At 73.1% G+C, this 13,021-nt stretch carries 8 protein-coding genes; 2 read left to right on the top strand and 6 right to left on the bottom strand.

Translation table 11 applies throughout. The features are described 5' to 3' along the window. Positions 1-65 precede the first annotated feature (65 nt). Positions 66-1,157 (top strand): hypothetical protein, encoded by a 1,092-nt coding sequence (locus ACLQ2W_RS25860; protein WP_425789416.1) that lies wholly within the window; start codon positions 66-68, stop codon positions 1,155-1,157. Then, positions 1,154-4,513: a right-handed parallel beta-helix repeat-containing protein gene (locus ACLQ2W_RS25855; protein ID WP_425789414.1), complete on the top strand. Its 3,360-nt coding sequence runs from the start codon at positions 1,154-1,156 to the stop codon at positions 4,511-4,513. The genes ACLQ2W_RS25860 and ACLQ2W_RS25855 overlap by 4 nt, the downstream gene beginning before the upstream one ends. 312 nt (positions 4,514-4,825) lie before the next feature. Here ACLQ2W_RS25855 and ACLQ2W_RS25850 read toward each other — a convergent pair whose 3' ends face one another. The 6 genes from ACLQ2W_RS25850 to kdpF all read right to left on the bottom strand — a co-directional run bounded on the left by ACLQ2W_RS25850 (position 4,826) and on the right by kdpF (position 12,986). Then, positions 4,826-5,524: a response regulator gene (locus tag ACLQ2W_RS25850; RefSeq protein WP_425789412.1), complete on the bottom strand. Its 699-nt coding sequence runs from the start codon at positions 5,522-5,524 to the stop codon at positions 4,826-4,828. Next, positions 5,521-8,073 (bottom strand): DUF4118 domain-containing protein, encoded by a 2,553-nt coding sequence (locus tag ACLQ2W_RS25845; protein ID WP_425789410.1) that lies wholly within the window; start codon positions 8,071-8,073, stop codon positions 5,521-5,523. The genes ACLQ2W_RS25850 and ACLQ2W_RS25845 overlap by 4 nt, the downstream gene beginning before the upstream one ends. 72 nt (positions 8,074-8,145) lie before the next feature. Continuing rightward, the gene (locus ACLQ2W_RS25840) at positions 8,146-9,027 is read right to left on the bottom strand and encodes a potassium-transporting ATPase subunit C (protein WP_425789408.1); all 882 of its coding nucleotides are present in this window, start codon (positions 9,025-9,027) and stop codon (positions 8,146-8,148) included. A gap of 1 nt (position 9,028) precedes the next feature. Next, positions 9,029-11,221, bottom strand: coding sequence for a potassium-transporting ATPase subunit KdpB (gene kdpB, locus ACLQ2W_RS25835; protein ID WP_425789406.1), 2,193 nt, complete (start codon positions 11,219-11,221; stop codon positions 9,029-9,031). A 20-nt stretch (positions 11,222-11,241) separates the two neighbouring features. Beyond that, the gene (gene kdpA, locus ACLQ2W_RS25830; RefSeq protein ID WP_425789404.1) at positions 11,242-12,897 is read right to left on the bottom strand and encodes a potassium-transporting ATPase subunit KdpA; all 1,656 of its coding nucleotides are present in this window, start codon (positions 12,895-12,897) and stop codon (positions 11,242-11,244) included. Next, on the bottom strand, positions 12,897-12,986 hold the full coding sequence (gene kdpF, locus ACLQ2W_RS25825) for a K(+)-transporting ATPase subunit F (RefSeq protein WP_074475088.1): 90 nt from the start codon (positions 12,984-12,986) through the stop codon (positions 12,897-12,899). The genes kdpA and kdpF overlap by 1 nt, the downstream gene beginning before the upstream one ends. Positions 12,987-13,021: the final 35 nt, after the last annotated feature.

Genomic DNA, 13,021 nt, shown 5'->3' with positions numbered 1-13,021 from the left:
CCGTGCCGTCCGTTGTCAACCGGTCAGGTCCCACCGCCGCCAGGGCCGACCGAGAGGGGGCACGGTTGACCGTCCCGCTGCCGCTTCCGGCCCGGGCCGGCGCGCCGGCCGTCGACGCGCCACCCCCGCTCAACGACACACCCGAGGAGCTGACGTCGCGCGCGACCGTCCTCGATCCGGGCCGGTGGGCGGGCCGGTGGAGCGGACTGGCCACGCTGGCCGGCCCGCCGACCGCGCCGGCCGTCGCCGCCGACCCTCGGCCGACGACACTCGACGCCCCGGCCGCGGTGAGCCCCGCCCGGCCCGCGTCCGACCCACCGCAGGCGACCGGGACCCCCGGCGTGGCCCGGTGGTTGGCCAGCGGTGACTGGGGCGCCGAGGACCGGGCCCGGCTGCGGCGGGCGTTGACCGACCGCTACGACGCGTACGCCCGGGTGGTCACCCGCACCCTCGCCGAGGAGCCCGGCCTTCGCGCTGCCGGTCACGGCGCCGACCTGGTCGGCGACCTGGTGGCGCTCTGCGCCTACGCGGCGGACCCGGCGGCGGTGAACCATGCCCTCCGGGGATCGGACGGTCCGCCCGGGGCGGCCACGCTGCTCGCCCGAGGCGCGGCGAGCGGGCTACGCCGCCTACCCACCGTCATCGGCCCGGTCTACGCCACCAGCAGCGCGCCGGCGGCCGACGGCTACCGGGCCGGCGACGAACTCGTCGAGCCGGCCTTCGTCGACGTGCGACTGTCCGGCGGGGCCGGTCCCGACGTCGCGGTCGAGTACGTCATCTGGTCGGTCAGCGCCCGACGGATCGACCCGTTCACCTCGCCGGCCCGGCCCGCGGCGGCCTTCCCGCCGGGCAGCCGCTTCGCGGTGCTCGCCGTCGACGATCCGGACGGCGACGGCCCCGTGCGGGTGCTGCTGCGCGACCGTACCGGTGAGCGCCCCGCGGCGGCCGCCCGGGGCGAGGAGACGCTGCGGCGGCTGCGCGCGAACGCGACCGCCGCCGGTCTCCACGGCCCGGTCACCATGGACTTCCCGATCGGCCTGGACGACCGGGGTCACCGCTTCGTCCCGGACCGGCCCGCCGACGCGACGCCGGCCCGGCCCACCGCTCCCGTTCCCGTTCCCGTTCCCGTTCCCGTTCCCGGAGGTTCGCGGCGATGAGTTCCAGTGTGGTGTCGGTGTCGCACACCGAGCCGGGCGGGCTGCCCCGCATCGCCGACGCGCTGGCGGTCGCCGGCCCCGGCACGACCATCGTGCTCCAGCCGGGCATCTACCACGAGGAGCTGCGGATCGTCGGGGACGTCACGCTGGCCGCCGAGGACGGCCCCGGCACCGTGACGCTCCAGGCGTCGGACGCGGTCGCCCTCTTCGTCGGCGCCGGCCGGGTCGAGCTGCGCGGCATCACCGTCGTCGGTGGCGGCGACCGGTTCCCGGCGGTGCAGGTCACCGGCGGGTCGCTGCGGATGTCGGACTGCGAGCTGACGGCCGACGGGCTGGTCGCGCTGCACGCCGGCGACAGCCGCCTGGACCTCGACAACTGCGTGGTGCGCAACGCCGCCGGAGCCGGTCTGCTGCTGGAGAGCGGGATGACCGGGACGGTGCGGGCCAGCACCGTCCGCGACGTCGGCGGCGCGGGGGTGGTGATCTCCTCCGGCGCCGACCCGGAACTGGTGGACTGCACGCTGACCGAGACGGCCGGACCGGCCGTGCTGTCCGCCCGCGCCGGTCGGGGCAGCCTGACCGACTGTGTCGTGTCCGCGGTCGCCGGGCCGGCGGTCGCCGTCGAGAGCGGCGGCGCCGTCCGCTTGCTGCGCACCACGATTCGTGACTCCGGTGGCCCCGCGCTGGTCGCCACCGGCGGGCGTCCGACGCTGGAGGACTGCGTCGTACGGGATGTCGACGGGCACGGGGTGGTGATCGCCGGGGACGCCGCCCCGACGCTGTCGCGCTGCCAGGTCGAGACCGCCACCGGGCACGCCGTGTTCGCCCTGGAGACCGCCACCGGCCGGCTGGTCGACTGCCGGCTCGACGCCACCGCCGCGGCGGCGGTCGCCGTCACCGGCGGCGCGGCGCCCACACTCGAGGACTGCCGGATCACCGCCGCCGGCGACGCGACCGTGGTCTTCGACGGTGGGGCCCGGGGCACCCTGACACGGTGCACGGTGAGCGGCGGCCGGACCGGCGTGCTGGTGCGCACCGGCGCCGATCCGCTGCTCGACGACACGACCGTGGCGGACTGCCGCGAGTACGGCGTGCAGGGCGTCGACGGCGGGCTCGGCACGGTGCGCGGCTGCACCGTCGAGAGCTGCGGCGAGGCCGCCGTCCGGGTCGCCGGGGCCCGGTTGGTGCTCACCGACTCCCGGCTGCGCGGCGGCCCGTACGGGCTGGTCGTCGCCGGCGACGGCCAGGCCACACTCACCTCCTGCGAGATCGGCTCGGCGGCCCGGGCCGGAGTCGTGGTCGAGGCGTCCGGCGATCTCGACCTGCGGCACAGCCGGGTCAGCGGCGGCGACCTGGTCGGCGTGCGGTTCGCACCGGGCTCCCGGGGCACGCTGGCCCGGTCGGAGGTCGTCGACAACGGCACGGACGGGGTGCTGCTGGAGACGCGGGAGCCGGTCGACCTGACCGGCGCCACCATCACCGGCAACCGACGGGAGCAGATCCGCCGGGTGGGGGCCGCGACCCACCCGGACCGGCGGGAGGCGCCGCGGACCGACGACCGCCCGGCCCCCGACGCGACGCCCGTCGTGCCCTTGCCCGACCCGGAGCCGGCCCGGCGGACCCCGGATCCGGTCCGGTTCCCGTCACCGGGGGCGACGGACGCCGAGGCGGGCGCGGTGGCGTCCGACGGCGGCGACACCGTCGCGCCGCTGCTGGCGCAGTTGCACGCCCTGGTCGGCCTGGCGGCGGTGAAGCAGGAGGTGGCGACCCTGGTCGGGCTGCACCAGGTCGCGCAGCGGCGGGCGGCGGCCGGGCTGCCCCGCCCGCCGATGTCGAGGCATCTGGTCTTCGCGGGGGCGCCGGGCACCGGCAAGACCACGGTGGCCCGGCTGTACGGCCAGATCCTGACCGCCCTCGGGGTGCTCGAATCCGGCCAGCTCGTCGAGGCGTCCCGGGCGGACCTGGTCGCGGAGCACATCGGCGGCACCGCGGTGAAGACCACCCAGAAGTTCACCGAGGCGCTGGGCGGCGTGCTGTTCGTCGACGAGGCGTACACGCTGAATCCGATCGAGGGCGCGGGCGGGCACGACTTCGGCCGGGAAGCCGTCGACACCCTGGTCAAGCTGATGGAGGATCACCGCGACGAGGTGATCGTGATCGTCGCCGGCTATTCGCCGCAGATGCGGCAGTTCCTGGCCGGCAACGCCGGCCTCGCCTCACGCTTCTCCCGCACCGTCGAGTTCGACAGCTACCGCACCGACGAGCTGATCACCATCGTCGACCGGCTCTGCCGCACCCACCACTACGTGCTGGAGTACGACACCCGCGCCGCGTTGGCCGGGCTGTTCGACGCGATGCCCCGCACCGAGTCGTTCGGCAACGCCCGGGTGGCCCGGAAGATCTTCGAGGAGATGATCGGCCGGCAGGCGTACCGGCTGTCCGCGCAGGGCGCCAGTGACGGGGTGGAGCTGGCCCAGTTGCTGCCGCAGGACCTGGGCGCCGCGCCGGCCGCGACCGCCGGCTCGGACACGGCCGGCAGCGCCGCGGTGGACGGACTGCTCGCCTCGCTGCACGCGATGATCGGCCTGGAGGCGGTGAAGCGGGAGGTCGCCGACCTGATCGACCTGCTGGCCAACGCCCGGGTACGGATCAGCGCCGGGCTGCCCGCCCCCGCGGTCTCCCGCCACCTGGTGTTCTCCGGGCCGCCCGGCACCGGGAAGACAAGCGTCGCCCGACTGTACGGCCGGCTGCTGGCGGCCCTCGGGGTGCTCAGCGGTGGGCAGGTCGTCGAGGTGGCCCGCGCCGACCTGGTGGGCGAGTACATCGGGCACACGGCGCACCGGACCCGAGAGGCGTTCGACCGCGCCCGTGGCGGCGTGCTGTTCATCGACGAGGCGTACACGCTCACTCCCCCGGACGCCCACAACGACTTCGGTCGCGAGGCGATCGACACGTTGGTCAAGCTGATGGAGGACCACCGCGACGAGGTGGTCGTGATCGTCGCCGGGTACGACCAGGAGATGGCGGCATTTCTCGCCGCCAACGCCGGCCTGGAATCGCGGTTCACCCGGCACATCCACTTCGCCCAGTACACGCCGGACGAGCTGCTGGCCATCTTCCAGAGCCTCGCGGCGGCCAGCGGGTACGAGTGCCCGCTGGGCACGCTCGACGCGCTGCGGGCGCACTTCACGGCGGTGCCGAAGGGCCGGTCCTTCGGCAACGGCCGGTACGCCCGTCAACTGCTCGACGAGGCGGTCACCCGGCAAGCCAGCCGGCTCCGGGGGCGTACCGACCTGTCGGTGGAGGAGCTCCAGACGTTGCAGGCCGTGGACGTGAGCCCGGCCGCGACGCCCTGACCCGGGCGCGACACCGCCGACCTGGAGGCCTTCGGGGACGCCCTCGCCCGATCCGTCGGCGCGGGCCCGCACGCCGGTCGTGCGGTGGCGGAACGCGACGGCCGCCGGCGCCGTCATCGTCGCGGCGGCGGTGAGCCTGGCGGGCCACCCGGCCGAGCCGCCCACCGCCGGACCGACGCCACCGTCGGCCGGGAGGCAGGACACCTTCGAGGCCGGCCACTCCTCGACCACCAGGTGGGGGCACGCATCCCCACGCCGCTCGGCAAGAGTGCGGACCCCCGCATGCCGGGCCGGAGCGCCAGGCTGTCGCGCTCAGGGCTGATAGCGGTAGCCCATGCCCGGTTCGGTGATGAGGTGCCGGGGGCGGGCGGGATCGTCTTCGAGCTTGCGCCGCAGCTGGGCCATGTACTGCCGCAGGTAGTTGGTCTCGTGCTGGTATTCGGGTCCCCACACGTCGTGCAGCAACTGCCGCTGGCTGATCAGCTTGCCGGGGTGGCGCAGCAGCTTGTCGAGCATGGCCCACTGGGTGGGGGTGAGCCGGACCTCGGCACCGTCGTCGCGGGTGACGGTCCGGTCGGCGAGGTTGACGGTGTGCCGGCCCACCCGGGGGGCAGCCGTCGCGGAGGGCGCCGGAGCATCGGCCGCTGTCGGCGTGAGGCGGCGGGTGACCGCGCGGATGCGGGCGAGCAGTTCGTCCACGCCGAAGGGTTTGGTGACGTAGTCGTCGGCGCCGGCGTCGAGGGCGGCGACCTTGTCCTCGCTGCCGGCCCGGCCGGAGAGCACGATGATCGGCACGGTGGTCCAGCCGCGCAGCCCGCGGATGACGTCGAAGCCGTCGATGTCGGGCAGGCCGAGGTCGAGCACCACCAGGTCCGGCAGGTGGCTGGCGGCGGCCGTCAGCGCGGCGGCGCCGGTGTCGGCGACCTCGATGTCGTAGCCGCGGGCCCGCAGGTTGATCCGCAGAGCGCGCAGGATCTGCGGTTCGTCGTCCACGACGAGGATCCGGGTCATTCGGACGGCCCTTCCGAGGTGGCCGGCGTCGTGGCGGGTAGCCGCAGCACCATGGTGAGACCGCCGCCGGGGGTGGTCTCGGGGGTGATGCTGCCGCCCATCGCCTCCGCCAGGCCGCGGGACAAGGCCAGTCCGAGCCCCACCCCGGTCTGATTGTCCCGGTCGCCGAGGCGCTGGAACGGCAGGAACACGTGCTCCCACTGGTCCTCCGGGATGCCCGGGCCGGTGTCGATCACCCGTAGCTCGACCTGGCCGGCGTGGGCGCTGGCGGTGATGGTGGGCGGCCGGCCGGGTGGGCTGTGCCGCAACGCGTTGGCGACGATGTTGACCAACACCCGCTCCAGCAACCCCGGGTCGGCCTCGGCGGCCGGCAGGTCCGCCGGGATGTCGGTCGTGACGTCGGCCGCCATCGGGCCCAGTTCATCCAGCGCCCGGGGTACGGCGTCCTCCAGCCCGATCGCCGTGGAGCTGACGCCCAGCACACCGGCCTGCAGCCGGCTCATGTCGAGCAGGTTCGCCACCAGTCGGCCGAGCCGGTCCAGCGACTCGTCGGCGGTGGCCAGCAACTCCTCCCGGTCGTCGGCGTCGAACTCGACGTCGTGGCTGCGCAGGCTGCTCACCGCGGCCTTGGCCGACGCCAGCGGCGTCCGCAGGTCGTGGCTGACGGCGGCGAGCAGCGCGGTGCGCATCCGGTCGGCGGCGGCCAGTGGGCGGGCCGTGGCCGCTTCCTCGGCGAGGCGCTCCTGGCGCAGCGCGACGGCGGCCTGGGCGGCGAACGCCTCGACGATGCGCCGGTCGGCGGCCTCCAGGCGACGACCGGAGAGCACGACGGTCAGCCGATCGTCGACCGGTACCGCTGTCTCCCCCGCGCTGGGGCTGCACGCCGGTGTCTCCCCCACGCTGGCCACGACCCGCCAGGCGCCTTCCTCGCGGGCTCGCCCAGGTCGCCCCTCCGCCTCGGCGGCCAACTCCAGCACGCTGACCGCACGCAGGCCGAAGGTCTCCCGGAGCCGGTCCAGCAGCGCCGGCAGCGGCCGTTGCCCGCGCAGCACCCCGCCGGCGACGACGGCGAGGGTCTGCGCGTCGGCGGAGGCACGGGCCGCCTCCCGGGTACGGCGGGCCGCCACGTCGACCACCCAACTGACCGCGAGGGCGACGCCGACGAAGACGCCGAGCGCGAGCAGGTTGTCCGCCTCGGCGATGGTCAGCGTCCGGTAGGGCGGGGTGAAGTACCAGTTGAGCAGCAGCGAGCCGCCGAGCGCGGCGACCAGCGCCGGCCACAGCCCGCCGACCAGCGCCACGCCGACCACGCCGGCGAGGAAGAGCAGGATGTCGTTGGTCAGGGTGAGGTCGGGCAGCGTCCGCAGCAGCAGCGTGAGCAGCGGCATGCCGAACCCGGCGAGGGCGAAGCCGAGCAGTCGGCGGCGGCGCGAGAGCGCCGCCGGGACGCCGCGCGTCCGCCGGCCCTGACCCGCCTCCGGATGGGTGACCAGGTGCACGTCGATGGCGCCGGACAGGGCGGTGGTGGTCACGCCGACGCCGCGGGAGAACACCTGCGCCAGGCGTCCCCGTCGGCTGGCGCCGAGCACGAGTTGGGTGGCGTTGACGCCCCGGGCGAAGTCGAGCAGCGCTTGAGGCACGTCGGTGCCGAGCACCTGGTGGTAGGTGCCGCCGAGGCTCTCCACCAGCACCCGCTGCCGGGCGAGCTGGGCGGGGTCGGCGCCGGCCAGGCCGTCGCTGCGGGCCACGTGCACGGCGAGCAGGTCGGCGCCCTTGCTCCGGGCGGCGATCCGGGCCGCCCGGCGGATCAGCGTCTCGCCCTCGGGGCCGCCGGTGAGCGCGACCACGACCCGTTCCCGCGCCTCCCAGGTGTCCGAGATGCCCTGCTGGGCCCGGTACGCGTCGAGCTGCTCGTCGACCTTGTCGGCGAGCCAGAGCAACGCCAGTTCGCGCAACGCGGTGAGGTTGCCGACCCGGAAGTAGTTGCCCAGAGCGGCGTCGATCTTGTCGGGCCGGTAGATGTTGCCGTGCGCCATCCGGCGGCGCAGCGCCTCCGGCGTCATGTCCACCAGCTCGACCTGCTCGGCGGCGCGGACCACCTCGTCGGGCACCGTCTCGCGCTGAGTGGTGCCGGTGATCTGCGCGACGACGTCGTTGATCGACTCCAGATGCTGGACGTTGACAGTGGTCAACACGCTGATCCCGACGTCGAGCAGCTCCTGGACGTCCTGCCAGCGCTTGTCGTGGCGGGAGCCGGGGACGTTGGTGTGGGCGAGCTCATCGACCACCACCACCTCGGGCCGGCGCGCGAGGACGGCGTCGAGGTCCATCTCGGTGAACTCGACCCCTCGGTAGGTGATCGTACGGCGGGGCACCTGCTCCAGATCACCGATCATCGCGGCGGTGTGCTTCCGGCCGTGCGTCTCGACGAAACCGATCACCACGTCCGTGCCACGCTCGGCCCGCCGTTGGGCCTCCTCCAGCATGGCGTAGGTCTTGCCGACGCCGGGGGCGGCCCCGAGATAGATGCGAAGCTCTCCTCGTGACACGCAGAAGATCCTCTCTGGTGGGGACGGTTCGGGCAGGGCCGACCCGGGGCCGACCCTGCCCGACGTCGGGCGTCAGCGTGCGGGGAACTTCTCGTCGAGCGCAAGGTTGAGCTCCAGCACGTTCACACCGGGCTCGCCCATGAAGCCGAGCGACCGGCCGGTGGTGTGCTTCTCCACCAAGGCCCGGACCGCTGTGGGGTCCGCGCCGCGCTCACGCGCGACCCGGGCCACCTGGATCTCCGCGTACGCCGGGGAGATGTGCGGATCGAGGCCGCTGCCGCTGGCGGTGACCGCGTCGGCCGGCACCGCCGGCTCCGCCGGCGCGTCGCCCCGGACCGGGACGATCAGCCCGCCGGCGGCCACGTAGTCCTCGTCCGGCTTGGCCAGCTCGACCGGCACGCCCTGCCACGAGCTGACGAACGGGGTGGCCGGGGCGACCTGGTTGACGCTGACCACCCGGGTGATGCGGCCCGTGAGGCCGTCGGCGCGGAACACGGCCAGCACCGCGCCCACCCCGTCCGGCGTGCAGTAGGGCCGCCGCCCGTCCACGCCGTCCCGTTCACCGACCGCCTTGGATCGGGCGCAGACCTGGGTGAGCAGGCTCTCGGAGGCTGCCTCCGGGTCGGTCGAGAGGGTGTCGACGACGCTCTCCGGGCCGAGGTTGCTGGCCGAGGTGGAGGTGGGGTCGTAGCCGTCGCCGGCCGCGGACGGGCGGGACTGGAAGTAGCGCGGCACGGGGTTGCCGTCCGCGTCGGTGAACGACTGCCCGATCAGCGAGCTGCCGACGGTCCTGCCGTTCACGGTGATCAGGGAGCCCTCCGCCCTGCCGGACAGGCCGGGAAGCCGCCCGGCCGCGACCAGGGCGAGCGGATAGGCCAGGCCGAGCAGCACGGTGAAGGCGAGTACGGCGCGCAGGGCGGCCAGGTGTTGGGTGAGCCAACTGGGAAGGCGCATGTCAGATCCCTGGGACGAACTGGATGAGCAGGTCGATGAGCTTGATGCCGACGAACGGCACCACGATGCCGCCGAGGCCGTAGAGCCACAGGTTGCGGCTGAGCAGCTTCGAGGCGCTGGCCGGGCGGTAGCGCACGCCGCGCAGGGCCAGCGGGATCAGCGCGATGATCACCAGTGCGTTGAAGATGACCGCCGACAGGATCGCCGATTCCGGGCTGGACAGCCGCATGATGTTCAACGTGTCCAGGCTCGGGTAGATGCCGGCGAACATGGCCGGGATGATCGCGAAGTACTTGGCGATGTCGTTGGCGATCGAGAAGGTCGTCAGGGCCCCGCGGGTGATCAGGAGCTGCTTGCCGATCTCCACGATCTCGATCAGCTTGGTCGGGTCGGAGTCGAGGTCGACCATGTTGCCGGCCTCCTTCGCGGCCGACGTGCCGGTGTTCATGGCCACGCCGACGTCCGCCTGGGCCAGAGCCGGCGCGTCGTTGGTGCCGTCGCCGGTCATCGCGACCAGCCGGCCGCCCTCCTGCTCCTTCTTGATCAGGGCGAGCTTGTCCTCCGGCGTGGCCTCGGCGAGGAAGTCGTCCACGCCGGCCTCGTCCGCGATGGCCTTCGCGGTGCGCGGGTTGTCCCCGGTGATCATCACGGTGCGGATGCCCATCCGGCGCATCTCGTCGAACCGTTCCTTCATGCCGGCCTTGACCACGTCCTTGAGGTGGATCACCCCGAGGGCGCGGGCCGGTTCCCCGTCGATGTGCTCGGCGACGACGAGGGGGGTGCCGCCGATGCCGCTGATCTCGTCGACGATCTGCCCCACCTGCTCGGTGGGGTGGCCGCCGTTTTCGCGTACCCACTTCATCACGGCGGCGGCGGCGCCCTTGCGGACCCGGCGCGCCGGGCCCTCACCGGTGTCGGCGCTGAGGTCGACGCCGCTCATCCGGGTCTGCGCGGTGAACGGTACGAAGGTGGCGTGCGGGATGAGGCCGGGTTCGCGCTCGCGCAGCCCGTACGCGTTCTTGGCCAGCACCACCACCGAGCGTCCCTCGGGCGTCTCGTCGGCCAGGCTGGACAGCTGGGCGGCGTCGGCGACCTCGGCCGCGGTCCCGCCCTCGACCGGGACGAACTCGGCGGCCTGCCGGTTGCCGAGGGTGATCGTGCCGGTCTTGTCCAGCAGCAGCGTGTTGACGTCGCCGGCCGCCTCGACCGCCCGGCCGCTCATGGCCAGCACGTTGCGCTGCACGAGGCGGTCCATGCCGGCGATACCGATCGCGGACAGCAGCGCGCCGATCGTGGTCGGAATGAGGCAGACCAGCAGCGACACCAGCACGACGCCGGTGACGCCGGCGTCGGTGATCGCCCCGGAGTCCGGCGCGGCGGCCTGGTAGCCCTTGGAGAAGATGGCGAGGGGTTGAAGGGTCACCACCGCGAGCAGGAAGATGATCGTCAAGGCGGCCAACAGGATGTTGAGCGCGATCTCGTTCGGCGTCTTCTGCCGGTTCGCGCCCTCGACCAACGCGATCATCCGGTCGATGAAGCTCTCCCCCGGCTTCTGGGTGATCTTCACGACGATCCGGTCGGAGAGGACCTTCGTCCCCCCGGTGACCGCGCTGCGGTCGCCGCCGGACTCGCGGATGACCGGGGCGGACTCGCCGGTGATCGCCGACTCGTCGACACTGGCGATGCCCTCGACGACGTCACCGTCGCCCGGGATGATGTTGCCGGCCTCGACCAGCACGACGTCGCCCTGCTTGAGTTCCGGCGCCGGGACGGCCTCGTCCCGGTAGGTGTTCGCGGCGGCGCCCGGCGTCCAGCCGACCAGCCGGGTCGCGACGGTGTCCTTCTTCGCCTGCCGCAGCGTGGCTGCCTGCGCCTTGCCCCGGCCCTCCGCGACCGCCTCGGCGAGGTTGGCGAAGAGCACGGTCAGCCAGAGCCAGACCGCGATGGCGATCGCGAACACCGACGGGTCGGCGACGGCGAGCACGGTGGTGAACAGCGCGCCGATCTCGACGATCAGCATCACCGGGTTGCGCCACAGCGTGCGCGGGTCGAGCTTGCGCGACGCGTCGGGCAGGGATCGGAGTAGCTGCTTCGGATCGAGCAGGCCGCCTCCGACCCGGTTGCCCTGGGTGGCGGGTGTGCCGGCGGTGGCCGCGTCGGCGGTGCCGTGCGGCGCCGGCGTGGACGTGGTCATGTCCTTCTCTCTCATGGTGGTCACAGCCCTTCGGCCAGCGGGCCGAGCGCGAGCGCAGGCAGGAAGGTGAGCGCGACGAGGACCACCGTGACGCCGACGACCATGCCGATGAACAGCGGCTTGTGGGTCGGCAGGGTGCCCTCGGAGGCGGGGGTGGGATTCTGGCGGGCCAGCGAGCCGGCCAGCGCGAGCACGAAGATGATCGGCAGGAACCGGCCGAGCAGCATGCACAGCCCCAGCGCGGTGTTCCACCAGGGCGTGTTCACGGTGATACCGGCGAACGCCGAACCGTTGTTGTTGCTCGCCGAGGTGAACGCGTAGAGCACCTCGGAGAGCCCGCGCGGGCCGACGTTGAGCGCGGTGGAGTTGTTACCGGTCGCGAAGGCCGCCGCTGTTCCGGCCAGCACCAGCGCGGGGGTGACCAGGAAGTACATCGAGGCGAACTTGATCTCCCTCGAACCGATCTTCTTACCCAGGTACTCCGGCGTGCGACCGACCATCAGGCCGGCGACGAACACGGTGATCACCGCGAGGATCAGCAACCCGTACAGGCCGGATCCGGTGCCGCCCGGGGCGACCTCGCCGAGCATCATGTTGCCGAGCAGCATTCCGCCGCCCAGCGCGGTGTAGGAGTCGTGGAACGAGTTGACCGCGCCGGTCGAGGTCAGCGTCGTCGCCGCGGCGAACGTCGCGGAGTTCGAGACGTCGAACCGGACCTCCTTGCCTTCGAGGGCCGCGCCGACCGCCTGCGGCACGGTGCCGTGCCCGGCGAGTTCGAACACGTTGGTCAGGGCGACGCTGGCGACAGCCAGGATGCCCATCACTGCGGCGATCGCGTAGCCCTGCCGGTTCTGGCCGACCATCCGGCCGAAGACCCGGGGCAGGCTGAACGGGATCAGCAGGATCAGGAAGATCTCGATCCAGTTGGTCCACGAGGTGGGGTTCTCGAACGGGTGGGCGCTGTTGACGTTGTAGAAGCCGCCGCCGTTGGTGCCCAGCTCCTTGATCACCTCCTGGCTGGCGACCGGCCCGCCGGTGATCGTCTGGGTTCCCCCGGTCAGGGTGGTGACGTCGGTGCCGCCGGAGAGGTTCTGCACCGCGCCGCCGATCATCAGGGCGAGGGCGCCCAGCACCGCGATCGGCAGCAGGATCCGCAGGACGATCCGGATCAGGTCGACCCAGAAGTTGCCCAGTTCGCCGGTGCGGCTGCGGGCGAAGCCCCGGACCAGGGCCACCGCGACGGCGATACCGACCGCGGCGGAGACGAAGTTCTGCACCGCCAGGCCGGCCATCTGCACCAGGTGGCCCATGGTCGACTCACCCGAATACCACTGCCAGTTCGTGTTGGTCACGAACGACACCGCGGTGTTCCAGGCGCCGTGCGGCACCACCGGATCGAAGCCCAGCGACAGCCACAGCTTGTCCTGCACCCGCTGCAACAGGTAGAGGAACAGGATCGAGATCGCGGAGAACGCCAGCACGCTGCGCGCGTACACGCCCCACGACTGCTCGGCGGCCGGGTTGACCCCGACCAGGCGGTACATGCCCCGCTCGACGCGGGACTGCTTGGTGCCCGACACCACCCGGAACATGTAGTCGCCGAACGGCTTGTAGACCGCGACGAGGGCCGCGACCAGGGACAGGGCGAAGACGACGCCCGCTGTTGTCATGGTCATCAGAACCGCTCCGGGAACAGCAGGGCGACCACCAGGAACACGGCCAGCCCGATCGCCAGCACCAAGCCGACGGCGTTGACGGCACTCACAGCTTCTCCACACCCCTCACCACGAGGGCGAGCGC

It is taken from the genome of Micromonospora sp. DT227, assembly GCF_049841835.1.
Classification (GTDB): Bacteria; Actinomycetota; Actinomycetes; order Mycobacteriales; family Micromonosporaceae; genus Micromonospora.
Note: the sequence above shows the minus strand (reverse complement) of the source record. Positions and strands in the feature narration are given on the sequence as shown.

What these genes read in the sequence shown, in the direction of transcription:
- ACLQ2W_RS25855 (WP_425789414.1), top strand. Translation starts at nt 1,154, where the DNA reads ATGAGTTCCAGTGTGGTGTCGGTGTCGCACACCGAGCCGGGCGGGCTG.
- ACLQ2W_RS25850 (WP_425789412.1), bottom strand. Translation starts at nt 5,524, where the DNA reads ATGACCCGGATCCTCGTCGTGGACGACGAACCGCAGATCCTGCGCGCT.
- kdpA (WP_425789404.1), bottom strand. Translation starts at nt 12,897, where the DNA reads ATGACCATGACAACAGCGGGCGTCGTCTTCGCCCTGTCCCTGGTCGCG.
- ACLQ2W_RS25840 (WP_425789408.1), bottom strand. Translation starts at nt 9,027, where the DNA reads ATGCGCCTTCCCAGTTGGCTCACCCAACACCTGGCCGCCCTGCGCGCC.
- kdpB (WP_425789406.1), bottom strand. Translation starts at nt 11,221, where the DNA reads ATGACCACGTCCACGCCGGCGCCGCACGGCACCGCCGACGCGGCCACC.